At 71.4% G+C, this 25030-nt stretch carries 23 protein-coding genes and 1 tRNA gene; 9 read left to right on the forward strand and 15 right to left on the reverse strand.

What is annotated here, in order from left to right:
- Positions 1–23 precede the first annotated feature (23 nt).
- Positions 24–806, reverse strand: coding sequence for a DUF1206 domain-containing protein (locus tag ACTHAM_RS04305; RefSeq protein WP_440684708.1), 783 nt, complete (start codon positions 804–806; stop codon positions 24–26).
- 71 nt (positions 807–877) lie between these two features.
- Here ACTHAM_RS04305 and ACTHAM_RS04310 point away from each other — a divergent pair, with 71 nt between their 5' ends.
- The gene (locus tag ACTHAM_RS04310; protein ID WP_440684710.1) at positions 878–1573 is read left to right on the forward strand and encodes a M23 family metallopeptidase; all 696 of its coding nucleotides are present in this window, start codon (positions 878–880) and stop codon (positions 1571–1573) included.
- 125 nt (positions 1574–1698) lie between these two features.
- Here the strand turns inward: ACTHAM_RS04310 and ACTHAM_RS04315 are convergent, their stop codons facing one another.
- Complete coding sequence (locus tag ACTHAM_RS04315; protein WP_440684712.1) at positions 1699–1824, reverse strand: hypothetical protein; 126 nt, start codon at positions 1822–1824, stop codon at positions 1699–1701.
- 162 nt (positions 1825–1986) lie between these two features.
- Complete coding sequence (locus tag ACTHAM_RS04320) at positions 1987–3303, reverse strand: helix-turn-helix domain-containing protein (RefSeq protein WP_440684714.1); 1317 nt, start codon at positions 3301–3303, stop codon at positions 1987–1989.
- Between the two features lie 169 nt (positions 3304–3472).
- Between ACTHAM_RS04320 and ACTHAM_RS04325 the strand changes: the two genes are divergently transcribed.
- From ACTHAM_RS04325 to ACTHAM_RS04345, 5 genes are all read left to right on the forward strand, one after another.
- A complete protein-coding gene (locus ACTHAM_RS04325) occupies positions 3473–4435 on the forward strand; it encodes an ATP-binding cassette domain-containing protein (RefSeq protein WP_440684716.1) in 963 nt (320 codons plus the stop codon).
- Positions 4435–5301 (forward strand): hypothetical protein, encoded by an 867-nt coding sequence (locus tag ACTHAM_RS04330; RefSeq protein WP_440684718.1) that lies wholly within the window; start codon positions 4435–4437, stop codon positions 5299–5301. Before ACTHAM_RS04325 ends, ACTHAM_RS04330 begins: the two co-directional genes overlap by 1 nt.
- Positions 5302–5323: 22 nt before the next feature.
- Positions 5324–6541, forward strand: coding sequence for a sensor histidine kinase (locus tag ACTHAM_RS04335; protein ID WP_440684720.1), 1218 nt, complete (start codon positions 5324–5326; stop codon positions 6539–6541).
- Entirely contained in the window at positions 6538–7218 is a 681-nt protein-coding gene (locus ACTHAM_RS04340; RefSeq protein WP_440684722.1) for a response regulator, read from the forward strand. Before ACTHAM_RS04335 ends, ACTHAM_RS04340 begins: the two co-directional genes overlap by 4 nt.
- Positions 7219–7437: 219 nt before the next feature.
- Positions 7438–8118: a hypothetical protein gene (locus tag ACTHAM_RS04345; RefSeq protein WP_440684724.1), complete on the forward strand. Its 681-nt coding sequence runs from the start codon at positions 7438–7440 to the stop codon at positions 8116–8118.
- 80 nt (positions 8119–8198) lie between these two features.
- Here the strand turns inward: ACTHAM_RS04345 and ACTHAM_RS04350 are convergent, their stop codons facing one another.
- Genes ACTHAM_RS04350 through ACTHAM_RS04365 form a run of 4 tightly spaced genes read right to left on the reverse strand, consistent with a single transcriptional unit; the run spans position 8199 to position 12829 of the window.
- Positions 8199–9170, reverse strand: a complete 972-nt coding sequence (locus ACTHAM_RS04350; RefSeq protein ID WP_440684726.1) for an EamA family transporter — start codon at positions 9168–9170, stop codon at positions 8199–8201.
- A complete protein-coding gene (locus ACTHAM_RS04355; protein WP_440684728.1) occupies positions 9167–9694 on the reverse strand; it encodes an NADH-quinone oxidoreductase subunit NuoE family protein in 528 nt (175 codons plus the stop codon). The genes ACTHAM_RS04350 and ACTHAM_RS04355 overlap by 4 nt, the downstream gene beginning before the upstream one ends.
- A gap of 5 nt (positions 9695–9699) precedes the next feature.
- Complete coding sequence (locus ACTHAM_RS04360; protein WP_440684730.1) at positions 9700–11592, reverse strand: [FeFe] hydrogenase, group A; 1893 nt, start codon at positions 11590–11592, stop codon at positions 9700–9702.
- 1 nt (position 11593) lies between these two features.
- Entirely contained in the window at positions 11594–12829 is a 1236-nt protein-coding gene (locus tag ACTHAM_RS04365; protein WP_440684732.1) for a complex I 51 kDa subunit family protein, read from the reverse strand.
- Positions 12830–13081: 252 nt separating this feature from the next.
- Between ACTHAM_RS04365 and ACTHAM_RS04370 the strand changes: the two genes are divergently transcribed.
- On the forward strand, positions 13082–13660 hold the full coding sequence (locus ACTHAM_RS04370) for a helix-turn-helix domain-containing protein (protein ID WP_440685089.1): 579 nt from the start codon (positions 13082–13084) through the stop codon (positions 13658–13660).
- Positions 13661–13721: 61 nt separating this feature from the next.
- Here the strand turns inward: ACTHAM_RS04370 and ACTHAM_RS04375 are convergent, their stop codons facing one another.
- From ACTHAM_RS04375 to ACTHAM_RS04410, 8 genes are all read right to left on the reverse strand, one after another.
- The gene (locus ACTHAM_RS04375) at positions 13722–13943 is read right to left on the reverse strand and encodes a hypothetical protein (protein WP_440684734.1); all 222 of its coding nucleotides are present in this window, start codon (positions 13941–13943) and stop codon (positions 13722–13724) included.
- Positions 13944–14010: 67 nt separating this feature from the next.
- Positions 14011–16164 (reverse strand): DEAD/DEAH box helicase, encoded by a 2154-nt coding sequence (locus ACTHAM_RS04380; RefSeq protein ID WP_440684736.1) that lies wholly within the window; start codon positions 16162–16164, stop codon positions 14011–14013.
- A 1073-nt stretch (positions 16165–17237) separates the two neighbouring features.
- Entirely contained in the window at positions 17238–18080 is an 843-nt protein-coding gene (locus ACTHAM_RS04385) for a hypothetical protein (protein WP_440684738.1), read from the reverse strand.
- Positions 18081–19106: 1026 nt separating this feature from the next.
- Entirely contained in the window at positions 19107–19973 is an 867-nt protein-coding gene (locus ACTHAM_RS04390) for a hypothetical protein (RefSeq protein ID WP_440684740.1), read from the reverse strand.
- 320 nt (positions 19974–20293) lie between these two features.
- Complete coding sequence (locus ACTHAM_RS04395) at positions 20294–20653, reverse strand: DDE-type integrase/transposase/recombinase (RefSeq protein ID WP_440685091.1); 360 nt, start codon at positions 20651–20653, stop codon at positions 20294–20296.
- Between the two features lie 221 nt (positions 20654–20874).
- Positions 20875–21729, reverse strand: a complete 855-nt coding sequence (locus tag ACTHAM_RS04400; protein ID WP_440684742.1) for a DUF4062 domain-containing protein — start codon at positions 21727–21729, stop codon at positions 20875–20877.
- A gap of 192 nt (positions 21730–21921) precedes the next feature.
- Positions 21922–21994, reverse strand: a tRNA-Arg gene (locus ACTHAM_RS04405).
- A 220-nt stretch (positions 21995–22214) separates the two neighbouring features.
- Positions 22215–22979 carry a hypothetical protein gene (locus ACTHAM_RS04410; RefSeq protein WP_440684744.1) on the reverse strand — a complete coding sequence of 255 codons (765 nt, stop codon included), beginning with the start codon at positions 22977–22979 and terminating at the stop codon, positions 22215–22217.
- A 100-nt stretch (positions 22980–23079) separates the two neighbouring features.
- Between ACTHAM_RS04410 and ACTHAM_RS04415 the strand changes: the two genes are divergently transcribed.
- Together ACTHAM_RS04415 and ACTHAM_RS04420 are read left to right on the forward strand one after the other, a co-directional pair.
- Positions 23080–23649: a TetR/AcrR family transcriptional regulator gene (locus ACTHAM_RS04415; protein WP_440684746.1), complete on the forward strand. Its 570-nt coding sequence runs from the start codon at positions 23080–23082 to the stop codon at positions 23647–23649.
- A 210-nt stretch (positions 23650–23859) separates the two neighbouring features.
- Positions 23860–24939, forward strand: coding sequence for an alkene reductase (locus tag ACTHAM_RS04420; RefSeq protein ID WP_440684748.1), 1080 nt, complete (start codon positions 23860–23862; stop codon positions 24937–24939).
- The last annotated feature ends 91 nt before the right edge of the window (positions 24940–25030 follow it).

The following is a 25030-nucleotide window of genomic DNA, read 5'->3' on the forward strand; positions in this document are numbered from 1 at the left end:
GCGCCGTGCTGCCGACCCCGGGTTCAGGTGCGTGCGTACCGCGCCCGGAAGAACGAGTACACGCCGTACGCCGCCAGCCCGGCGGCCACGACCGTCAGCAGCGCCGTGCCGAACGGCTGCCGGCCCAGGGTGCGCAGCGCCGCGTCGAGCCCACCGGCCTCCTGCGGCTGCGCGTGCCAGGCGGCCGCGACGAACAGGGCACCCACGATGCCCAGCGCGACGCCCTTCGCCACGTACCCCAGCCGGCCCGCGGCCTGCACCGCGCGCCCCGGCGAGCGCCTCAGGTCGCGCAGGAACCCGCGGGTCCACCCCTTGTGCACGTGGTACGCGCCGACGCCCACGACCACCAGGCCGACGACCGCCACGGCGACCCGCCCGCCGGGGCGCGCCATGATCTCGGCGGTCAGGTCCTGGCTCTGGGCGCTGCCCGACGTGGCCACCCCCTGGGTGACCTGGAACGCCGACCATGCCAGCACGGCGTACAGCACGGCCTTGGCCGCGGCCTTGACCCTGGCGCCGGCGCCCTCCCGGGTGCCGATCGTCTCGGTCACCTGCCACAGCGCCAGACCGGCGAACCCGACGGCCACCACCCACAGCACCACGCGTCCGCCCGGGCTGCCGGCCAGTGCGGCCAGCGCCCCGGACTGGTCGGCGTCGGCGGTCGACCCGAACCAGGCGACCTGCACGACGATCAGGGCCAACGTCAGGTGCAGCACGCCGCTGGCGACGTAGCCGATGCGGGCCAGGGCCGTCGTGGCGGGGTGGTCGTTGACCTGTCGGGCGGTGCGGGAGAGGTCGGCGCTCATCGGCTCACCGTGCCATGGCACGCCACGGGGCGCGCCCCGGCCGACTCGCGTCCGTGGTCGGGTGGGTGCCGATGAGCAGCCCGACGGCCACGACGCCGACGGGCCTCGCCCTGCCGTTCACGGGCCGCTGGTCGACGCAGAACAGCCCGGCCCGCCGGGTGCCCAGCCACGGTGCGGACGTGCTCGGGCAGCGGTTCGCGATCGACTTCGTCGCGGTCGACGAGCGCGGTCGGTCCTCGACCGTGCGTGACTGGCGGACCGTGCTGGCCCTCGAGCCGCCGGAGCGGTTCCTGGCGTACGGCCGCCCTCTGCTGGCACCGGTGTGCGGCGTGGTCGTGCTGGTCCACGACGGCGAGCCCGACCATGCGGCGCGACGTTCGCAGCTGGTGCTGGTGCCGTACGCGCTGGGTCAGGCGGCCCGGCTGCGGCAGGGGGTGACCGCCGTGGCGGGCAACCACGTGATCGTGCGGGACGACGTCAGCGGCACGTTCGTGGCGTTGGCGCACCTGCGCGCCGGTTCGTCCCGGGTGCGGGTCGGTGACCGGGTCGAGGTCGGCCAGCAGGTGGCCGAGTGCGGCAGCTCGGGCAACTCGACGCAGCCGCACGTGCACGTGCAGGTGATGGACAGCGCCGACCTGACCGTGGCGCGCGGTGTGCCGATGGTGTTCCGCGACTTCCGGGAGCACCGGCGGCACGGCGAGACGATCGACCGCTCCTCGGGGATGCCGGACGAGGGGTCGGTCGTGGAGCCACAGCGCACCGGGTGAACCGGGGCCGACCGCGGCGTGTGTCAGCCCGGGCACGACGGAGGTGGTGCCTGTCCCGCCCGGGCTGACGGTCGCCGGCGCATGACCCGCCCCCTGTCCGGGTGCGGCGACGCGTCAGGCGGGGATCAGAGAGCGACGATCGTGATGACCTTGCAGCAGGGTGCGGCGACGTCGGCCGAGGCGGCAGAGGCGCCCGCGAGGCCGGTGACGGCGGCGAGGGCGATGGCGAGGGCGATGCTGAGCTTCTTCACGGGAGACGACCTTTCACAGGATGCACCGGTCTTTCCGGCACGCAAGCATCGTCTCGGCCCGGTGTCTGGGGCGCAATGACGCACACGACACCCGACCAGACAAGCGCCCGTCCGGGGTATCCGGTCACCTGCCCGAGGGACACCAGTGCCCGTCAGTGCCCGTCAGGAGCGGCCGCGCGACAGCGGCGGCAGGGTCCCGCGGATTCCCGCGGCGGCCAGCGCACGGCTGTAGGCCTCCGCGACCCGCTCGTCGTCGTCACCGGCGACCCGCAGACGGTCGCCGATGCGTCGCCACAGGGTCGCGGCGGACCGGCCCGAGGCGATCATGTCGAGCAGGTCCGCGGCGGACCGGTACTCCTTGACGGCCTCCGTGGGTGACATCTGGGCCAGCAGCGCATCGCCGAGGACCTCGTGGGCCGAGGCGGCGTCGCGGCGGACCCCGTCGCGCAGCAGGTCGACGGCCTCGACGGCGTACCGTGCGGCGGCCTCGGAGTCACCCAGCTGCAGCCACGCCCGCGAGCGCACGGACGCGGCACGGGCCAGCTCGACCTGGGACTCGCTGATCTCGAGCGCAGTGCGGGCTGCGTCCAGGTCGGCCAGGGCCTCCTGGGGGCGGGGCGGTTCGACGGCGACGAGCAGGAACGCACGGTCGAGGCGCAGGCGGGGAAGGTCACGGTCGACCTCGTCCTCGCCGGCGAGCGCGATGGCGGCCTCGAGCTGCGCCAGGGCGGAGTCGGGCTGGCCGAGGGCCTCGTCGACGAACGCCAGGTTCCAGTGCACGGACGACAGCGCCCGGCGTGAGCCGTGGGCGCGCGTGCGTTCCAGCAGGCGACTGCCACGGTAGCGCGCGTAGGTCACGTCGCCGCGGGCGATGTACGCCCAGATGATCGTGGACTCCAGGCGGACGACCTCGTCGGTGGCCATCACCTCGGGGGGCAGCAGCGCGAGCAGCTCCTCGCCGCGACCCACCGCGCGGTGCAGGTCGGCCGCCTCGGTCAGCGCCATGACGATGCGCATGGCCGCGTAGGCGCCCTGCTGGTAGCGGTGCGCCTCGAGCAGCTTCGTGCACACCCGTTCCAGCACGTCGATCGAGGCGTCCAGGTCACCGGCCACGTCAAGCGCTTCGGCGTACGCCAGCCCGACCCGGGCGGCACCGTCGACGTCCAGCTCGGAGACGTCCACGACGTCGAGCACCTGGACGGCGGCCCTCGCGTCACCGGCACGGACGAGTCCTCGCGCCTCCACGAGGGCGTCCTGCGCGCTGCGGTACCCCGGGGCGGCCTCGCCGTCCCGCAGGAACGCCGCCGGGACGCCCAGGATCTGCGCGATGCGGGTCAGGGCGTCGTCCCCCAGGGAACGCCGTCCGCTCTCGACGTGCGAGATGTAGGTGGGGTGCACGCCCGCCTGGCGTGCCAGCTCGCCCTGGCTGAGCCCAGCCCTCTGCCGGGCGTCGCGGACTCGCTCGTGCAGCTGGCTCACGTTCCCACGATACGGAGCACCGTGACCGGCGAACAGCCGATGCCCGCACGCCACGCCGTGCTCGTCGTACTGCCGTCGCAGTACCGGCAGGTCCGTGCGCCCGGACGACGACGTGCGGCGGCCGGTTCGCGAGGCTGGTCGCACGCCATCGACGAGACGAAGGACGACCATGATCGAGCTGCGGGAGCTGACCAAGCGGTACGGGGACAAGACGGCCGTCGACGCCATCAGCGCCGTCGTGCGACCGGGTGTGGTGACCGGGTTCCTCGGTCCCAACGGTGCCGGGAAGTCCACGACGATGCGGGCCATCGTGGGCCTGGACCGACCCACCTCGGGGGTCGCGCTGGTCAACGGGCGTCCGTACGTGAGCGCACCGGCGCCCCTGGCCGAGGTCGGCGCGCTGCTGGACGCCAAGGGCGTCGACAAGGGGCGCTCGGCCCGTAACCACCTGCTCGCCCTGGGTGCCACGGTCGGCATCGGGCCGCGCCGGGTCGACGAGGTGCTGGGCACGGTGGGGCTGAGCGAGGTGGCCGGCAAGTCCGCGGGCACGTTCTCCCTGGGCATGGGTCAGCGCCTGGGTCTGGCGGCCGCACTGCTCGCCGACCCGGGCGTGCTGATCCTCGACGAGCCGGTCAACGGGTTGGACCTGGACGGCATCCAGTGGATCCGGACGCTGCTGAGCGAGCTGGCGGCGCAGGGGCGCACGGTGCTGCTGTCCTCGCACCTGATGAGCGAGATGGAGCTGGTCGCCGAGCACCTGCTGGTCATCGGTCAGGGGCGGATCCTGGCGGACACGGCGATGGACGAGTTCATCGCGGCGTCCTCACCCGGTGTGGTGGCGGTGACCTCACCCGATGCGGGCGCGCTGGCGCCGCTGATCGTCGGACCGGACGTGGTCGTGTCGTCCTCGCAGGCCGGGCACCTGGAGGTCCGGGGCGTGCCGGCGGAGACCATCGGCGACCTTGCCGCGGCGCACGGGTTGCGGATCCACGGCCTGGCCACGCAGACCACCTCGTTGGAGACGGCGTACCTGGAGCTCACGCGTGACGCCGTCGAGTACACGGGCACCGTCCGACGCCAGGCACGCACGACCTCGTCCACCTCGACCGACGCCTCCCGGAGGGCCGCCTGATGACCACCACGCTCGAGCGCCCCCTGCCGGACCTCGACACCGCCGCACGTCCGGGCGACGCGACGACCGTCCGCCCGCAGGGCTTGGGCACCGCGATCCGCTCCGAGTGGGTCAAGCTGCGCACCCTGCGGTCCAGCTGGATCGGGCTCGGCTCGGCACTGCTGGTGCTGGTCGGGTTCGGTGCGATCGCCGCAGCCGTGTCGACCGGGTCCGTGGCGTCCCCCGACGGGGGCGGTGACGGCGGGTTCGGTGGGGTCGACCCGGTCTCGACGGTCCTGCTGGGCGCGAACTTCGCCGTGCTGCTCATGGGCATCCTCGGGGCGCTGGCCGGCGCCCGCGAGTACGGCTCGCGGATGATCGCGGCGACCGTCGCGGCGGTGCCCCGGCGCTGGCAGGTCGTGGCCGCCAAGGCCACCGTGTTCGGGGCGGTGTCGCTGATCACCTCGGTGATCGGGGTGCTGGGGGCCTTCGCGGTCGGTATGGCCGTGCTGTCCGGCGGGGACGCCGCCACGGTCGCGCTGACGGACGACGGCGTGCTGCGTCAGGTGCTGGGCATGGCCGCGTACATCACGGCGGTCGGCCTGATCGGTCTGGGCCTGGGCGTGCTGCTGCGCAGCGTCGCCGGGGCCATTGGTGCCGTGGTCGCCGCGGTCGTGGTGCTGCCCCCGCTGGCCGGGGTGCTGCTGCCCGACAGCTGGGACCCGATCCTGTCGTACCTGCCGAGCTCGGCCGCCTCGGCGTTCACGGTCGTGCAGGGTGCCGGGTCCGAGGTGCTCGGGGTGGGGGCCGGAGCCGTGGTGCTCGCCGCCTGGGTCGTCGCCGCACTCGTCGGGGCCGTCGTGTCCATCGTCCGCCGCGACGTGTGAGCGGGTCCGTAGGGTGGCGGTCATGATCGCGGGACGGGCGTGGGCCGAGCAGCTGCGGCGACGCCCGTCCCTCGTGGACACGCTCTTCGGCCTCGGGCTGGGCCTGACGTTCCTGCTCGTCCCTGCGCTGCTGGCCGGCCGGATGCGGCACGAGCAGGGCGTCGACCTGCAGCTGACGGCCGTGGACGTCGCCGTCACCGTGGTGTGCGCGCTGGCACTGACCCGCGTGCGGCAGCTCCCCGAGGCGGTGCTGGCCATCACGGCGGCGGCGAGCCTGGCGGCGATGCTCGGCGACTGGAAGGTCAACCTGGCGCAGGTGGCCGTGACGTTCGCGATGTTCGGGTACGCGCGCAGCCGCCCCCGCGACCGGTCGCTACGGGCGGCGACGATCACCTCGGTGGTGCTGGGCGTGGTGTCCGTGCTCGTCGGGGGTCTGCGCGACGGGGAGTGGGCGCGCCTCGACGTGGTGCTGTGGCTGTGGTTGGCGACGGCCGCCGGGGTGGCCGTCGAGGGCCGCAGGGCGACCATGGTCGCGTTGACGGAACGGGCCCTGCGCGCCGAGGAGACCCGTGAGGAGACGGCCCGTCGCCGCGTGGCCGAGGACCGGGTGCGGATCGCGCGCGAGCTGCACGACGTGATCGCCCACCACGTGGCGGTGATCAGCGTGCAGTCCGGCGTCGCCGAGCACCTGCTCGAGCGCGACCCTGCCGGTGCGCGCGCAGCCCTGCACCACGTGCGCGGTTCGGCCCGGTCCGTGCTGGGTGAGCTGCAATCCGTGCTGGGGGTGCTGCGCCAGGACGAGACGGCGCTGCCCACCGCACCCGCCCCGGGCCTGTCAGACCTGGACGACCTCGTCGCCACCGCCCGGTCCCTGGGCACCCCCGTCGACGTCGAGACCCCGACCGCCCTGCCTGCCTTGAGCCTCGCGGCAGGCAGCGCCGCGTACCGGCTGGTGCAGGAGGCCCTGACCAACGTGCAGAAGCACGCGACGGGCGCCGCGACCACGGTGCGCATCACCCCGGCGGACGACCGCGTGACGGTCACCGTGACCAACGCCGCTCCCGCCGGGCGCCCCCGCGGCACCTCCGACACCGCAGCGGAGCCACTCGGCTCGGGGCTCGGGCTCGTCGGCATGCGCGAACGCGTCCTGGCTGCCGGTGGCACGCTCGACGTCGGCCCCACCCCCGACGGCGGGTTCCGCGTCGCCGCCGACCTACCGCTCACCGAGGAGGACCGATGACCGTCCGCGTGCTCATCGCCGACGACCAGGCCCTGATCCGTGCCGGGTTCCGCGTGCTCGTCGACAGCGCCGACGACCTCACCGTCGTCGCGGAGGCCTCCACCGGTGAGGAGGCCGTCGCCCTGGCCCGCTCCGCGCGCGCCGACGTGGTGCTCATGGACATCCGCATGCCCGGCGTCGACGGGCTGGAGGCCACCCGGCGCATCAGCGCCGACGAGGACCTGGCCGGTGTGAAGGTCCTGGTGCTGACCACGTTCGAGCTCGACGAGTACGTCTACCTGGCCCTGCGCGCCGGGGCCAGCGGGTTCCTCGGCAAGGGCGTCGACCCCGACGACCTGCTCGACGCCATCCGCCTGGTGGCCGCTGGCGAGGCCCTGCTCTCCCCCGCCGCGACCCGCTCACTCATCTCCAGCTTCCTGGCCCAACCCAGCCGTGCGACCTCCGCCGCCGCCCCCGCTCAGCTCGGCCAGCTCACCGACCGCGAGCGCGAGATCGTCGCCCTGGTCGCCGAGGGCCTCACCAACGACGAGATCGCCGAACGGCTGGTCATCTCGCCGCTGACCGTCAAGACCCACGTGAACCGGTCCATGGCCAAGCTCGATCTGCGCGACCGGGCCCAGCTGGTGGTCGCCGCCTACCAGTCGGGGCTGGTGCGCATCGGCGGCACGGGCGACTGATCCAGTCGCAAGGTCGAGCTCGGCATTGTGCGGCCATGGCGTCGTGGATCCTTGGCCGTCGCAGTTTCCGCTCGCTACTGAAGGCTCAGGGTCGATCCTTCAGCAAGGAGCGGTCGAGTTGAAGGATCGCGGGAGCGCTCGCCGACGCAGACGGCGCGGCACACTGTGGACATGCCACGGCGGCAACCTCCAGGGAGAGATCGTGCAGGGAAACGCTCAGTGACCCCGCGGTCTGGGCGCACCCTGCTGTTGCTGCTGGCTCTGGTCGGAGGTGTCAGTTCTCTGGGCCTGGCCCTCGCCGGCGCGCCCCCGTGGCTGAGTGCGACGACCTTCACTCTCGCCGGGGTCGCCGCCGCGCTGACGTCACAGCGGGTGCTGCACGGGGCGCCGACGCGGGACACCGACGTCGTCCTGGTCGAGTCCGGCGCTGGCGAGGCCATGGGTGCGGCCGCTCGGCGTGAGCGCAGCCTCGACCTGGGCAACGCCGTCGTCTCGCTCCGCGGGCAGGTCACCTACGGGCTGATGGGGCTCACCCTGCTGTTCGTCGGAACCCCGGCGGTCATGTTCGGCGTCGGCGGGGTCAGCCTGGTTGCCCTCCCCCTGGGGGCCCTGTTCCTCGTACTCGTGTGGTTCCACTGGCGCTCAGCCTGGGCGCTTCATCGCAGCGTTCCGGGTGGAACCGGCGTCAGCACCACCTGGCCCACGGGATCACTGAGCCCTGCGGATCGCCGGTGCCTGCTCTCGCTCGTCACCACCGGCGTGCTGTGGTTCTGGCTCTTGCTCGTCCTGACTGCGGCGGCCCACGAGGTCGCGGAGATGGTGGCGTTGGCCGCGGTCGCCGTGACGCTCGGTGCTCCGCTCGCACTGCGCGTCCGACGCCTCTGGGTCCGGGGACGCTGACGGTCGCAGAGGCGGCGCTCAGCCATGTGTACCGCACCTGCGCCTTCACCTGTGGCGTCTGTGGACCGGCGGCCAGCCGATCAGGCCCGCACCAGCGCGAGGACCACGAGGCCCGCGACGGCCACCGTCGCGCCCGCCCAGTAGCCGGGAGGGGGCCGGTCGCCGTCGAGCGAGCGTGCGACCGGGATGGTGACGAGCGGTGCGGTCGCCGCGACGGCCTGGGCGAGACCCGGTTGGAGGGTCTGGAGTGCCCAGACCATCGCCGTCACACCGAGCACGGGTCCCAGGAGGGCGTTCGCGCTGATCCAGAACGCGGCACGGTCGGGCAGCGCGTCGCCCAGCCTCCCCCGCTCGCTCGAGCGTGCGACGTCCCCGCCCCCACCGGAGGTCAGCCTGCCCGGCACGACACGCACCACGGCGAGGGCCACGAGGGCGACGGCCACGCCGCCGACGAGGCGGTCGAACGCGGCCGAGCTCACCACGTCGAACCGACCCGCCACGGGCATGCGCTGCACCGCGGACTCCTGGAGCGCGAGCAGCGACTCCCGGCTGATCACCACGCTCACCGCCTGGGCGATGCCGGCGGCGAGCGCGAGCACCACGCCGCGCCCGACCCGGCGCGAGTGCGCCTGACCGTGCGTGTACGGGAGCAGCCCGAGCACCACGCCTGCGAGGACCACCAGGCCGCACACCAGCTCGGCCAGGGTCAGGGCGTCCGCGAACCACACCCAGGCGAGCACACCGGCGGTGAGCGCCGCGACCGTCTCGACCACCAGCGAGGTGAGCGGCGCACCGGCCAGGGACAGTGCGCGGAAGACGCCGAGCCCGCCCAGGCCGAACCCCACCGCTCCGGCGAGGGCGAACATCGCGGACCGGTCGGCCGACGCCCGCCCAAGGGCGAACGCCGGCACCGCCATCACCGCCGCCGCGAGCGCGAGCCGACCGGCGTTCGCCCGGACGTACCCGACGAGCCGGATCGCTCGGCGGGCGCACACCGGGGTGATGCCGTAGAGGACCGCCGCCAGCATGGCCGCGGCGAGGCCCGCGGTCATCTCGTCCGCGCACCGTCGTCGGGTCGGTCTCCCGCCGCGGAGGCCTGCTCGCGCAGCCCCGCTACGAGCGCGGCGGCACCGGCCGGGGTGACGCCGTCGATGGCATGGTCGTCGACGAGCAGCGCCGGTGCGTGGTCGCACCGGCCGATGCAGTGCACCCGCTCGATGACGACGGCACCGTCCGGTGTGGCCGTCCCGGCGGGCACGCGCAGCTCGTCCTCGAGCCGGGTCCACACGGCCGCCGCGCCGGCGAGCTCGCACGACAACGTGCGGCACACCCGCACCGTGTGCCGCGCGGGCCCGCCCCGCAGGAACGAGTAGAACGTGACGACCCCGAGCACCTCGACGGGTGGCACGCCCAGGCGGTCGGCGACGACCTGCATCGCCGCGTCGCTGATCGTGCCGTGACGTCGACGGAGCTGGTGGAGCACCGGCAGGAGCGCACCGCGGTCACGACCGTGCTCGGCCACGAGCGCGTCGATGTCCGCCACGAGTCCCGGGTCGGCGAGCGGTGGGGTCGTCACCGTGATCACCTCCCCGTCCCGATGCGGGTCCCGCGTGCCGTGTACCTGGTGTGGAGCAGCCGGTGGCTCGTGGGCCCGCACGGCCCTTCGGCGAGCACCTCGCGGTAGAGCCGCAGGACCGCCGGGTTCTCGTGACTCTTGCGCGCGCGACCCGTCGCCCCGTACTCGGCGTCCTCGGCGTAGATCGCCCGCGCGCGGGCGGCCCGCACCTGCGCATTCGTCGGCACGGGCTGTCCGCCGCCACCCAGGCACCCGCCGGGGCAGGCCATGACCTCGATGAAGTGGTAGGTGGAGAACCGCCCACCGGCGCGGAGGTCCTCCATGACCTCGTGGGCGACGGCGGTGCCGTGGGCGACGGCGCACCGCAGCGTGGCTCCCCGCAGCCACTCCAGGTCCGGCAGCAGGTGGGCCAGGATCGGCGGCACGGGCCCCACCTGGTCGAGCGTCACCTCGAGCGACCGGACGCCGTCGAACCCCCGCACCGGTGTGATGTCGGCATGCGTGAAGTAGTCCTCCGCGGGGCGCCCCGTGACGAGCTCGATCACGGTCCGCAGCGCCGACTCCATCACACCGCCAGTCACCCCGAAGATCACACCGGAACCGCTGGCGGTGCCGAACGGTTCGTCGAAGTCGCTGGGAGGCAGGTCCATCGGCACGATGCCCCGCGCGCGCATCATCGCGGCCAGCTCACGCGTGGTGAGCGCCATGTCGACGTCCGGTCGGCCGTCGTGCGTGAACTCCGGGCGGGTGGCCTCGAACTTCTTCGCGGTGCACGGCATGAGGGAGACGGACATGATGTCGGCCGGGTCGAGCTGCTCCTGCTGGGCGTACCAGGTCTTGAGGAGCGAGCCGAACATCTGCTGCGGGCTCCGGCAGGAGGACAGGTGGCCGAGTCGCTGCGGGTCCCGGTGCTCGAGGTCCTTCACCCAGCCGGGGCTGCACGAGGTGAGCAGCGGGAGCGGATGCGTGGACTCACCCGTCACCAGGTTCTCGTAGAGCCTCACCAGCAGCTCGGCGCCCTCCTCCAGGACGGTCAGGTCTGCCGCGAAGCTGGTGTCGAAGACCTTGTCGAACCCGAGGCGGCGCAACGCGGTGTTCAGCTGCCAGGTCAGCGGGGTCCCCGGCTCGAGTCCGAACTCCTCACCGATGGCGGCGCGGGGCGACGGCGCGGTCTGGATGACGACGTGCTTGGCGGGGTCGGCCAACGCGGCGAACAGCTCCGCCGACCGGTCGACGGGGCGCAGCGCTCCCGTGGGGCAGCGGTTGATGCACTGGCCGCACGCGATGCAGTTCACCTCGGCCAGCGGGAGCCCCCGGTAGGTGGAGACGGCCGTGGAGCTGCCGCGTCCCACGACCCCGAGGATCCCGAGGTCCTGCAGCTCGGCGCAGGTCCGGACGCACCGGAGGCAGCCGATGCACGCGTCGAGGTCGACCGTCACGGCGGGTCCGAGCAGGTCGACGAGCGGAGCGGGACGGGCGGTCCGCTCAGGGACGGGACCGACGCCGTGCTCCGTGGCGAGCACCTGCAGCTCGCAGGCCCCTGTCCGTGCGCACTCCGGGCAGGGCTCCGGGTGCTCTCCCATCAGCAGCTCGAGCACGTCCCTGCGGGCGGCGACGACCTGAGCGCCGTCGGTCCGCACCTGCATGCCGTCGGTGACCGGGTAGGTACACGCCGCCTGAGGGCCCGGCTCCCCCTCGACGTCGACGACGCACAGCCGGCACGAGCCGACGTCGCGCAGGTCCGGATGGTGGCACAACGTCGGGATCCGGACGTCCGCGGCGGCAGCCGCATCCAGGACGGTCGTGCCGGCGGGGACGACGAGGCGCCGCCCGTCGATGTCGACGGCGACCAGGTCGGTGATGACGCCGCCGGCGGCCGGTGCCCGTGGTGCGGTCATGTCACTCACCTCCGTGGCGAGGGATGCCGACAGCGGTTGCGTCAGAGACCCGTGCCGCGACCCCCGCGTCCGGGACCCGCATCTCTGCCGGGAAGTGCTCGAGGAGCGACAGGAACACCTTCGGGCTCGCCTGGCCCAGCCCGCACTTCGACGTGAGCCGCATGGTCGCGCCGAGCCGGCGCAGGCGTGCGACGTCCTCGCGGGTGCAGGCACCGGAACGGAGCCGACGCACACCTTCGCGGAGGGCCGCCGTGCCGAGCCTGCACGGCGCGCACTGCCCGCACGACTCGTCCGCGAAGAACTCGGCGATGTTCTCTGCGACGTCCAGCAGGTCGCGGTCGGGCCCGAGCACGATGAACGCGCCGCCCGTGGCGACGTCCTCATAGCTGATGGTTCGCCCGAACTGGGTCGCCGGGACGCAGGTGCCCGCGGCCCCGCCCACGACGACCGCCTTCGCGTCGGTCCCTCCGGCGGCGCGCAGCACCTCGGCGATCGGCACCCCGAGGGGGAACTCGTACACACCTGGTCGGGCGACGTCACCTGAGACGCTCAGCAGCTTCGGACCGGTCGACCGGTGGGTGCCGATGGCCGCGAACCAGTCGGGCCCTCGCGCCAGCACCGCGGTCACCCAGGCGAAGGTCTCCACGTTGTTGACCACCGTCGGTGCGCCGTGCAGCCCCCGCACCGCCGGGTACGGCGGCCGGTCGCGCGGTTCGCCCCGTCGGCCTTCGAGGCTCTCCAGCAGGGCGCTCTCCTCCCCGCACACGTAGGCACCGGCGCCCATGTGCACGCGGATGTCGAAGTCGAACCCGGGGGCCACCTCGGGGCCGAGGAGTCCCTGCTCCCGGCGTTCCCGGAGGGCGTCGAGGAGCGCATCGCGCAGGTACACGTACTCGGCGCGCAGGTACACGACGCCGTCGGCTGCACCGATCGCGTACCCGGCGATCGTCATGCCTGCGAGCACCAGGTCGGCGTGCTCCGCGAGCAGGACACGGTCCTTGAAGGTCCCAGGCTCGCCCTCGTCGGCGTTGCAGACCACGTAGCGACGGCCCAGGGGGGCTGGTGCCTCTGCGGCGAGCCCCCACTTGCGGCCCGTCGGGAACCCGGCACCGCCGCGACCGCGCATCCCTGAGGCCACGATCTGCGAGATCACCTGCGCCGGCGACAACGCGAGCGCGGCACGCAGGCCCGCCTCCGACTCGACGGCGGCGAGTGTCATCGGTGTGCGGACCGTCACGGCGCACCTCCTTCGACCTGCGCCGGTCGACCTCCTACCGCCAGGGTAGGCACGCCCGGCGGAGCGGGACCCGGGCCGTTAGGCCCCCTGTCCCATGGCGGCCTGGGGAGTCGTCCTCGCCGTGCTCGGCTGCCCCGCGGCGACTCGACGTCGCCGCCGTCCGGGCCCCTGGGCCGTCAGCCTGTCAGGCCCAGCTCGGGCCTGTTTATCGTTGCTTTTCGACAGATCATCCTTCATCGTTGCCTCGTGAGCATGATCGTGACCAACGAGTCCCAGGTGGGCGCCGCCATCCGCCACCAGCGACTCGCGCGGGGGCTGGACCAGCGCGACCTCGCCGAGCTGGCAGGCGTGAGCACCAGCGCCCTGCGTCGGCTGGAGGCCGGCCAGGGCAGCACCCTGCGCACGACCTTGGCCGTCCTGCGCGTGCTGGACACCCCTGTCACCCTGCCTGGCGTCGAGAGCGAACCGCCTCACGGCCGCCGACGCGTGTCCGGCAAGACCCACGTACGCCCCACGCTGGAGCGCCGCGAGGAGAAGGTCTCGCTGGAGATGCACCGCGCGGTCGCACGTCGCCTCCGCGCCGACGGACCCGGCGTCAGGGCGAGAGCGAAGGCCAACCTGGAGACGGTCTCGCGCACCGTGCACGGGCCGCAGGCGCAGGAGTGGGTGCGGGAGTGGAGCGACGCACTCGCCGGACCGACAGGGGAACTCGTCGACCTGCTGGTCCGTCAGGACGAGCACGGCATCGACATGCGTCAGGTCTCGCCCTTCGCAGGAGTGCTCACCGAGGACGAGCGCGCGGCGGCGATCCGCAAGGCCCGCCGATGGTGACCCGCGACGACCTCATCCACGCGATCCTGTCGGCCCGCCATGCTGGCCGGGCGCTCGCGGACTACTCGATGTGGCCGGTCTCGGCGTCAACCTGCCGGAGGAAGCCCCTGGCCTCCTCCTCGAGCCTCTCGCGACTCAGAGGGCTGCGGTCGTTGGTCGCGATGGAGAAGCCGTAACCGGGGTTCGGCCCTGTCTCCCAGGTCAGGTGGTAGGCGCCGGCCGCGTGGGCGACGACCGAGAAGCGCTCGGCATCGACGACGAGCTGCCATGTCTCCGCGCTCATCCGACCTCCCTGTTGTCCGCGGCGGTCCGCGTCGCATCGGCGCGTCGACCCGCTGGAGACCGACCCCTCAGCCTGCTGCCGGCAGATCGGCGGCGAGCGCGTCGGTGAGCAGCGCGACGAGCGCGTCGAGCTGCACGTCGGTCGACGAGGAGCCCTCGTCCTCCCCCGCACCGTCCAGCGCACGCGCCGCCAGGCCCGACTTGCTGTCGATGAGCTCGGCGATCTTCGAGTCGATGGTCTGCGCGGCGATGACACGCCACGCGGTGACGGGTTCGGCCTGGCCGATCCGGTGCACCCGGTCGATGGCCTGGGTCTGCTCGGCGTACGTCCAGGACAGCTCGGCGAGGACCAGGTTGGAGGCGACCTGCAGGTTGATGCCCACACCGGCGGCGGTCAGGGAGCACACGACGATCGAGACCTCCGGGTCCTCGACGAAGTCCTTGATGGCCTTCGCGCGGGCCCGCGGGGTCTGGTCGCCGCGGATCGAGGAGTACCGGATGCCACGGTCGGCGAACAGCTGCTCCGCGTGGTCCATCACGTCGACGTGCTTGGCGAAGAACACGACCTTGCCGACGTTGCGGGCCAGCTGGGCGGCGTAGTCGGCGGCCAGCCCGGCCTTCGCCTGACCGATGCGGCGGACCATGCTGAACACGTTCTCGCCGCCGGTCTTCGAGCTGGAGTCCTTCAGCTCTGCCGCGGCGACGCGACGCGCCAGCTCCAGGTCGATGCCCTCACCGGGACGCTCGTGGCCTCGGGCCTGCACGGCTGCCCGGTAGTGCTCGACCATCCGGTGCGCGAGGACCGCCTCGGCCGCACGGATCGAGCGCCCCACCGCCCCGTCCAGCTCGACGGGCAGGTCGGCCACCCGGCGTGCCGGGATGTCCGCCGCGACGTCCGCCTTGCGGCGCCGCACGATGCCCCGCTCGATGACCGCCTGGCGGGCTGCCGCCGCGAAGCCCCGGTCGGCGGGCGTCAGCCCGGTCTCCTCCAACGCCGTCATCAGGGGGCCCAGCGGCACCGTCTCGTCGATCCAGCCGAGGAACTGCCAGATGGCCCGGAAGTCCTCGATGTCGTTGATCAGCGGCGTGCCGGTCAGCGCCATGAGCAGCGGGCGGGACGTGCGCTCGCGGATCCGCTCGGAGAGCGCCAGCACGTGCTGGGACCGCAGGGACGTCTTGTTCTTGATGAAGTGCGCCTCGTCGACGACCATGCCGCGGAACCCGAGGTTCCCCAACCAGCCGACGTGCCGGTCCAGCAGCTCGTAGTTGACGATGACGACGTCCGCGAACGCGTCGACCTGCTCGCCGTCGCCGTGCACCACGGTGGCCGTGCGCAGCGGCGTCCACAGCCCGACCTCGTGCGCCCAGTTCGTCTTGACCACGTTGGGGACCACGACCAGCAGCGGGAACGCGTCGGCTGCCTGCGCGGCCAGCAGCGCCTGCGCGGTCTTGCCGAGCCCCGGCTCGTCGGCCAGCAGGAACGTGCGGTGACCGCGGGCCGTGGCGGCGACCACCTGCGCCTGGTGCGGCATGAGCTCACGGCCGGGCACCACGATCGTCGAGCGGCCCTCCGGCAACGTCATGCACGCCGGAGCACCCGGACCGGCCACCTCGAACGAGCGGAACAGCGGCTCCAGCAGCTCCCACCCGGCCAACCGGCGCGGACGTGCGGCCAGCCGTTCGGCCACCGCCTCGAAGTCCGGCTCCAGGAACGGGTTGGCGCGCTGACGGGCGATCGCCGAGATGGGCACCACCCGGTTGTCGGCAGCCGGGGTCGGTGCGACCACCGGGGCCGGCTCAGGCTCCTCGGGCGGTTCGAGCCCCCCGGCCCGCATCACCGTCGCCTTGTACGCCCGTGCCGCGTCCGACACCCGGGCGTCCTCCGCCAGCAACGCCAGCAGCGAGGTGTCCCTCGCGGCCGTCTTCGCCAGCTGCGTCGCCACCCCGTCGAGCCGCTTGAGCTCCTGGGTCCGCTTCGACTCGGTCAGCGTGCGGTCCGCGATCACGCGCGCCCGCTCCTCACGCACCAGCAGCGCCACGACCTGGAACTTGGTGCGCACCGCCGGACGCGTCGGGGGACGCTGCACCGCGTTGTCGACCTCACGGGCCACCCCGGCCAGCACCGGGATCAGGCCCTCCTCGTCGGGGCGCGCGGTCCGGCGACGCGGGGAGCCCGACTCGCTGCGCGCGCGACCGGACCTGCTCTGGCCAGGTCGTGCCACATCTCCTCCTTCGTCACCGACGACGCGACGGCAGCGCCCGGGCGGGCCGCGCCCGCCGGCAGCGGTAGGGCGTCGAAGCCTGAGGGGCGACCGTGTCAGGTCGCGCGGCAGGGGCTACGCCGCTGCGACGTCGAACGCGCGGATCCCGCGTCATCGCGACTCGCAGGATACCGTCCCGACTGCGGCACCGGCGGCGACACGAGGACCGCCGCGATCACCGAGGGTTCACGCCGAGCGCAGCGACCTCGGTCAGGCACGGAACGAGGCCGCCGCCGCCCTCTCCGCACGTTCCCCGAATGCCTGTGCGAACTCACGAGGACCGACGGCCTCGACGCGGACGAGATCCAACCCGAGCAGCAGTCGCAACGCGAGCACGGAGCAGTCATGGTGGGCGCGTCGCACCCCGTAGCGTGTAGCACCGCGAGGTCCTCGAGATCGATCAGACAGCTTGGTCGCCTCTGATCCTCGGGGACCTCGCCCCCCTACCGCTCACCGCGCCGACCCACGGCAAGAGCGGACGTCAGGGTGCCCGGCGGTCTGGGTTCAATCTCGACTTCTCCGCCTTGGTAGAGAACCAAACGCTCCCACGCCACCGCGGCAATGTGCACTGAAGTCCTCGCCGCACCCGGATCGTCTCCTCGTCAGACATCCCAGAGGTGATGTGCCAGTCGAGGCCCGAGCTGGCGACATTACTGACAAACACAATTTCCACCGCCAGTCGGACTCGCCGCCAGTCATCCGTCGTGACCGCCTCGCCCGCCTCGATGCGCGTCCAAAGAGCCCAGGCCTCGCGGGAGAGAGTCTCAGCGCAGCCGAATCCCAACGCGGCCGCCGGTTCCTCCGTGGGGCTGGCCGGGCCATCCCTGTCCAAGAGCGCCGCTCGAGAAACTGCCTCTGCATCTCATCAAGTGCGACCGGCAACGCCGACGCCTCATCCATGACGATGAGGATGTCAGCGATCAAGTTCCCGCGCCCACCGGATCGGCGAAGAGCCCGTAGAGTTGCGGCAGGGCCGAGTGGATTCCAAGCACACTCGCGAAGAGGCGAGCGCGTCGCATCCAGGCGGCAGGTAGTCAAGCGAGCGTCTTGAGGCGCTCGCTGAGCTTCTGCCGAAACTCCGAGCGCGCAGTTGTGCCCAGGCCATACTTGAGGTACCGGATGGACTGCAGGTCGAACGGCACGTCGTCTGCATTCTGCGTGACGAGCACTGTTGGCCTAGGAAGTGCGTGCGCTAGCCCCGCCTCATAAAATACGTTCGCATTCTTTCCAGTGAGATCCGCGATCACTATCCGCGAACGCCACAGGAGCGACAGCACGTCTCCCATGACATGATCGTGCTCCCAGATGTTGTCGGCGCGGGCACAGACCAGACCAGCGTCGTTGACAGCCATCTCGATCGTCTCGTATACAACGTCAAACTGGGGGGAGAACGGCATCATCACCGCCACAAGTGACAGGTCGCGAGGCAGTTCGGTGGGGAACCGGACGGCCCTGGGAGGTCGAGGGCCACCGCTGCCAGCAGATCCGGGCCCCGCGTCGTACTCCAGGAGGACTTGGAACACGTCAACATCCTTGACCGCCCAATGTGTCCTCTTGAACTCCCAACTCCCTGGATCCACACCCAAACTCGCCGCCATCTCCTGGATAACTGCTAAGGGAATCGGACTCAGATTCGGGTTCGGTACAAACGTGAACCGGTAGTCGCTTCCAATGCGGTGCATTGCAGTGATCGTGCCGACCTGCGCCACCTGTTCGAAACGATCATCTCCGATCTCCGGCATTGCCAGAGCGGGGAGCATCGACAATGATGCGGCGTAATCGCGTCCCAGCCGGGTCTTTACGGCATCGTCCGTGTACTCGAGAAGCCGCGCGGCCTGCACCGTGCCGTCGTTTAGCCCAACCAGCAGACTGAACATAGCTCGTACCCTTCGCCTTCCTTCGCGCCAGCCCGGCCGCAATGAGCCTAGTGGGCTCGGCCCTTCCGCGGGCGAGCCCGCCACTGCGCGCGCGTCGCGTGCGACCCGCCAGGCTGGCCCCGGGACCCACCTGGTCGCCCCGCGAGCATCGCGCAGATGCAGGAAGAGTCACGGCCCGTCATCGGCCCGTGACCGCAGTAGCGTGCGAGTCTTGGCGGCCTTCGGTCATGAAGCGGACACCACTCACCCGGCCGAATTCCGGATCGCACGCGCCGCGGCTTAGTGCTGTCCCGGCGACCGCAGGTACTCGAACAGGCGGTTCGGAACCTCGTGGACGTTGACTATGACGTCGTGCGCCTGAACGCGGCGGGCTGGCAGGCGGCGTCCGCCGTGAGCCACAACCTCGCGAGGCGTGGCGGTGGTCCATTCGGACAAAGGACTGCAGGCCGGAGCGAAGTCGTCCCGACCACCGAGTCGACCCCAGCGGCCTGTGGATCGAGTTCGCGTGGGGGCCCTCGCGCTACGCCCAGAGCCCGCGTGCCCTAGCCTGGAAGGCCACCGGCTTCTGAGGACCCGGCGAAGGCTAGCGAGGTTCGCCTGCATCCTCCGCGTCCGGAGATCGAATCGAGACGTGAGATGTGCCGCCGACCCCGCGCCACCGGCGGACACCGCGGTCCGGCAGGCATTCGCAGTAACTGCCCCTGACCTGCATCAATACTCGGTACGCCTGGGCAAGATCGAACGGCCGACACCCGTTTTGGGAGTCCGCTCTGGGCGGCCGCGTGACTCCTTTACCTGCAGAAGCACAGGCAGGTAGTTCCGTCGTTGCGCCACTTCCACGCCGCCTGCTGACCACATGCTGACCACGGCAACGCTGTCCGCGCCGGCACGACCTCCTGGGTTCCTTGGCAGCACGCTCGTGTGACCTCTGGCGGATGATCAGCCGACGAACACTTCTGACGCCCTCCTTCGCTCGGTGCGAGCATCGCCGCCACGGCAAGGACACCGGCGCAGGACGGCGTGAGGTCAGCCAGCCGCCGGGGACTGGCTGGGTGCGGCCTGCCTCGATATGCCTGGAGTCGGGCTCGGCCGCGACGGCGCCGAACTGGGAGACGATGGCACGCTCGTCGTTGAGGCTGGTATTGGGACTTGTTGGTCCTGGTCTGGTGCCCCGGCAGCTAAGGTCACCCAGATCGTCACGACGCCGATGACGAAGGCGATGATCGTCGCTCCGATCGCCCACCCCAGAGCGTGGCGACTGAGCTTGGTTTGCTCCTGCGAGTGCTGGGCGGCGTCGGCGGAGTCGTTGCGCGCGGCGTCGGCGTCCGCCTTCGCCACGTCGAGCATCTGGGCCATCGTGTCCACCAGGTCACCGAGACGCTTGTTGGTCTCGCGCTGCTCCTCGAGCACCTCCCAGCCGGGGTCGGGCGCTGGCACGATGCCGGAGAGGTCTGGGGTTTCCCACCCGGACCACTCGGGCGTAGACGGCAGTGGCTCGACGAACTTGATGTTCTCGCGCAGTCGATCAGTGAACGGCGACAGCGCCCGCGTGAAACTCCCAGCGCTGCTCTCCAGCATCTTCTTCACACCGTCGCGAAGCGGCGCCATCACCTCGTCAGAGACTGCTTTCGCCTTCTCGTATTGCGGGTGCGACGGGTCTTCGAGAATCGCCTCCAGTTCGCCGAGCCTCAGTGCCCACAGCGCCTCGTACTCCGGGTCATCGGTCGGCACACGCGGCGCTGGCTTGAGCACGCGCCACTCTCCGTCGGCGCCCTTGACGCGGATGACGGGGTCATCCTCAAGATCGTCCGGATCCTCCGGCTCGGCCCGGTCACCACTGCCCTCGGGCGGCATCTCCCCGGGCCCGCCATTCCGGCCGTCAGTGCTGGTCATGACGCGCAGCCTAAGGCTGCCCGCGGCACAGCCGGAGAGATCGGGAGCCCATGTCGGGAACAGCTGGCCCGCGTCCGAGGTCGGAGATCGCGGTGCGCTCGACTGAGGCAAGCCGGCTCACCAACGAACGACCCGTGATCTTTACCCGGTTCGACGGACTCAGTGATAAGGAGCGAGCGTCTGCTGGCGAGTGATGTTCTCGAGCTCAGGGGGTGTGGCCCAGCCGGGCGCGGGGTGACGGCGTCGGCGGTTGTGGAAGCCACCGACGTACTCGAAGATCGCGATGGCCAACTCGACACGGGTGTTCCAGCGTCGTCGGTTCAGAAGCCCGGTGTGCATGCACCCCCCCAGAAGGACTCCACGACGGCGTTGTCGCAGGGATCGCCGACGGTCCCGAGAGAGGGCAGCAGGCTGGCGCGGAGGGCGCGTTCGGTGAAGGCCGACGAGGTGAACTGCGGGCACTGGTCCCCGTGGATGATCGTTCCAGGCGACGGTGGGCGTGAGTCGATCGCCATGCCGAGGGCGTTGGTGGCCAGATCAGCGCGTTGCCGAGAGTCGAGGGCCCAGCCAACCACGCGCCGGGAGTACGTGTCGATGACCACACAGCAGCAGCGCTTGCCTTCACGGGTGGGGTGCTCCCCCGCGAGCGGGGGTACCCCCAGGTGATGCCGGTGACCCAGAGCTCATTCGGCCCGAACCGGTGAAAGCCGCGACGCACCAGGTCGGTCCCAGTAACCCGCGAGTCCGTCGAACCGGGTCAAGATCAAGGTGCCCGAAGAAGCGGGTCAGGCTCCCTGCTTCGCGACGCGAGCAGGAGGCCGACCGGCACCGCAACGACGGCCCCGCGCGGCCGAGGCGACCGCGGGCGCGCGCAGTTCCGCCCGCCCTCGGTGACCGAGCATCAGCCGATGTGGAAGTCGCGCTCGAAGTCCTCGCCCCTAACCTGCCACCGAACACGGACGACCGGTTCGTCCGCACCACCCATCGCGCGAACGGTCTCGATCGTCCTCGTCTGACCAGCGTGGATCACGGTTGGTTGACCGTCCACGCCCAGGTGCAGCCCGCTGTCTCCCACGCTCTCGAACGTGACCAACTCGGCGTCATCCGACCCCTGGTTGGTGACCTCGATCCACCGTCGGGTGGTGTACTGCGGCCTGCCTTGGCGGGTGTGGCCCTTGAGTTCTCGCTGCTGCATCGGCTGCACGAGGAGGCCGACCTTCGCCGAAACATTCGGCAACGTCACATTGTGTGGCCCCATCGCGGCGATGTCGTGCTCGATCGCCTTCCAGACCTCGTGCTCCAGCTGACTTGCGTTCGCGAACTCGCCGAGCAGACCGCGCTGCTCCATCTCGCTTCGGAAAGCGCGCAGACCTTCCAGCTGTTCCAGGTCGACGTCACGCGGAAGTGGGGCCGTGGAGAAGTAGAGGTGGACCGGTTTTCCTTGCGCCGTCGCGCGCTCGATCTCGCTCACCGTCCCCGACGCTGCCTCGGGTGTGGGCGATCCCAGCCGGCTCCCGAAGATGGCGATGACGATGTCGGAGTCGTCGACGCCCTGGGAGTTGATGAGCGCCTGGGGATGCCCACCCAACAGCGGGACCGCCGACGACTCCCATCGCCACGGCTGAAGGATGTAGCCCTTCACCCGAGCGCTGGCGTCGTTCCATCCGTGCACCGCCTGCTCGACCGCGTCACGCTCGATGGGGACATCCGACGGGGAAGCGATCATCACGCGCAGGACCGTCGCGGCGTAGGACATGGGCCCGACCTTAACGCCGTGCGCTTGCCCTCGACCGTGCCAACCGCGGAATCGGACTGCCAGTCAGGAGTGGTGAAAGCCCGCCACGCTGTGCGCACCTTGCTGACCACATGCCGGCTTTGAACCGGACATTGCGGTCGCAGCCATCCCGCTAATCGCACCCACATCGCGCTGACCTGGACCAACACACCGTGCGCCTGGGCAGATTCGAACTGCCGACACCCGCTTTAGGAGAGCGGTGCTCTATCCCCTGAGCTACAGGCGCGCAGGCCCCGTCGGATGCCTAGTCAGTGACGCGGCGCCGAGGGCGTCGTGAACAGCTGGCGGGGCAGCGGGAACCCGTGCTGCGCCGATGGAGGCGAGAGCCGACCATCAGCGCGCGTCCAGGGTACCGGGCCGCGGTCTCGATGGATGCCAGGCCCGGGTAGACGGAGCGCCGACGCTCGGGACCACACTCCCCCTCCGCCAGGCGCCGCCTGCGCCCGTCACCAGACCGGTCGGGGCATCTCCTCGGTCCTGATCTTCGGCGGCAGCGTCGAGAGCCGGTAGAGGTGGTACGCGGCGATCGCCACGAAGACGACACCCGTGGCGTAGAAGATCGGGGTGTCGAACACCTCGGGCAGTGCGAGCACCCACATGTTGGCGCCGGGCAGGAACGTGTTGATGGTGCCGATCAGGATGACGATGGCCAGGCCCATGCTGGCGCCGCGCCGGCTGTTGTCCTGGGCGCCTCGCTTGAGCCACAGCACGCCGGGTGCGGCGGCGATGAGCATGTTGGTGAACAGGAACCACTGCAGGACGCTGCCTTCGCCCATGAAGCTGATGAGGATGTTGACGAGGGCGTACATGGCGGGGATCTGGATGGCGACGTAGAGGGCGGCGGTGCGGAAGGTGACCTCGCCCTTGACGTAGTCGCCGAACACCTCCTGGCGTTCGACGGTGAGCACCTTGGCGATGTTGTAGACCTCGAAGCAGTTCCACACGATGAGCGCCAGGCCGACGGCGGTCAGGAACCAGTTCCAGTCGTTGCGGGAGGCGGCCAGCAGCATGATCACGGCCCAGCTGCTGTCGTGGGCGAGGTAGAAGGTGTGCATCCACACGGGGTAGGGGGCGCGGCCTTCGCGGCGGATGAGAGCGAACGAGTACATGTACTCGAGGTAGCCGATCAGGAACGTGATGCCCGCGGAGATCAGCAGCGGGGTGTTGTCGAGGGTGAACGCGTCCATCAGCGGCTGGTACCAGTCGGGCATCTCGGCTCCTCGGTCCGATCGTCAACTTAACGATCGGTAAGGTACCAGCGAACTGAACAACTGGTAAGTTCGCCGCCGAGCGCTCGAGAGGAGGTGTGCCGTGGACGCTGCACCGCAGTCGCCGGACCCGAAGGGCCTCAAGCGCACCCGAGGGGGACGCGAACGGATGCTCACCGCCGCTGCGGAGCTCTTTCGGGCCCACACCCTGGCGGGGACGTCGCTGCAGATGATCGCGGACCGCCTCGGCGTCTCGAAGCCGGCGATCTACCACCACTTCCGCTCACGCGACGACATCGTCGCCACCCTGATGGAACCCGTCATCGCCGACGTGACGACCGCCCTGGAGAGCCTGCGCGGCACCAGTGCCCAGGACAGGCCGGCAGCGGCCCGCGGCTTCTACCTCACGTTCGTCGTCCGCCACCGGCAGGTCATCAACATGGTCTTCTTCGACCGGAGCGCCCTGCCGGGAGACCTGCCCGAGCAGGTCGACCACCTCGTCGACGAGCTCGCCGACGCCATGGCGGCCGGCAGGAGCACCGGGGCGGTCGCAGCCGGGAACATCGTCATCTACGGCGTCGCCGCGCTCGTGACACGACGCACAGAGCTCGACGACGCCGCCCTCGGTCGCCTCGTCCGCGAGGCACTCACCCTCCTGCCGTCGGAGCACTGAGGGTTTGCCCCGGTCGGCGGCGCCGCGCGCGTCGTCCGACGGGGCGGGGAGTCGGGGGACATCGGATCCCGCGGGAATAGGTGCTGACCGGCCTCACTTATGAGTGAAGTCACTGCCACGTGGGTTCGCGACGCACCTCGTCGCAACCTCCCACGGGCAGACCCGGCCCAGGCCGTGACCCCTGTTCGCCCGACGTGAGGAAACGCACGCATGTCCCTCTCCCCTTCGCTCTGGCAGCCGTTCACCCTCGGACGGGTCGAGCTGAACCACCGCCTGGCGCTCGCGCCCATGACCCGCAGCCGGGCCAACCCGGACGGCACCCCCGGCGAGCTGGTCGCGGAGCACTACGCGCAGCGGGCCTCGCTCGGGCTGCTCATCACGGAAGGCACCCAGCCCTCGCCGGACGGGCAGGGGTACCTGGGCACACCCGGCATCTACACGCCCGAGCACATCGAGGGATGGCGCGAGGTCGCCGACGCCGTGCACGCCCAGGGCGGGCACCTGTTCATCCAGCTCATGCACGTGGGCCGCATCTCCCACCCGGACAACACCCCGCACCACCGTCAGCCGGTGGCCCCCTCGGCGATCTCCGCCGAGCAGGACATGGTCACCCCGACCGGCACGCAGAAGACCCCGGTGCCGCGCGAGCTGAGCACCGAGGACATCCAGGTGGTGATCGAGGAGTTCCGGCACGCCGCCGCCGCGGCGATCGCCGCGGGCGCCGACGGGGTCGAGCTGCACGCCGCGAACGGGTATCTGCTGCACCAGTTCCTGGCCCCGAACGCCAACCAGCGCACCGACTCCTACGGCGGCTCGGTCGAGAACCGCGCCCGGTTCGTCGTCGAGGTGGCCGCGGCCGTCGTGGACGAGATCGGTGCCGACCGCACCGGCATCCGCATCTCCCCCGCGTTCCCGCTCGGTGGGCTCGACGAGGGCGACACCGACGCGGTCCGCGCCCAGTACCGGCACCTGGTCGGTGAGCTCGCACGGCTGAACCTGGCCTACCTGCACGTGCACCACCTCGGCGACGACGAGCTGCTGCGTTCCTTGCGTGAGGTGTGGCCGGCCGCGGTGCTCGTGGTCCGGTACGGCCGCGAGCGCGAGCAGATCGCCGACGACATCGACGCCGGCCTGGCCGACATCGCGCCCCTGGGGCGGTTCGCGCTGGCCAACCCCGACGTCGTGGAGCGGCTGCGCACGGACGCCCCGCTCAACGACCTGGACCCCGCCACGCTCTACACCGGCGGGGCCGCGGGCTACACCGACTACCCGACCCTTGCCCGCGTCTGAGCACCCCCAGCCGCCCGCTCGTCCGGGACCCCTGCCCCGGGCGAGCGGGCCCACGCCGACCCGGCCACCCGGTCGGCGCGACCTCCCCCCA

Source organism: Cellulomonas soli (assembly GCF_052036975.1).
In the GTDB taxonomy this organism is placed as follows: domain Bacteria; phylum Actinomycetota; class Actinomycetes; order Actinomycetales; family Cellulomonadaceae; genus Cellulomonas; species Cellulomonas soli_A.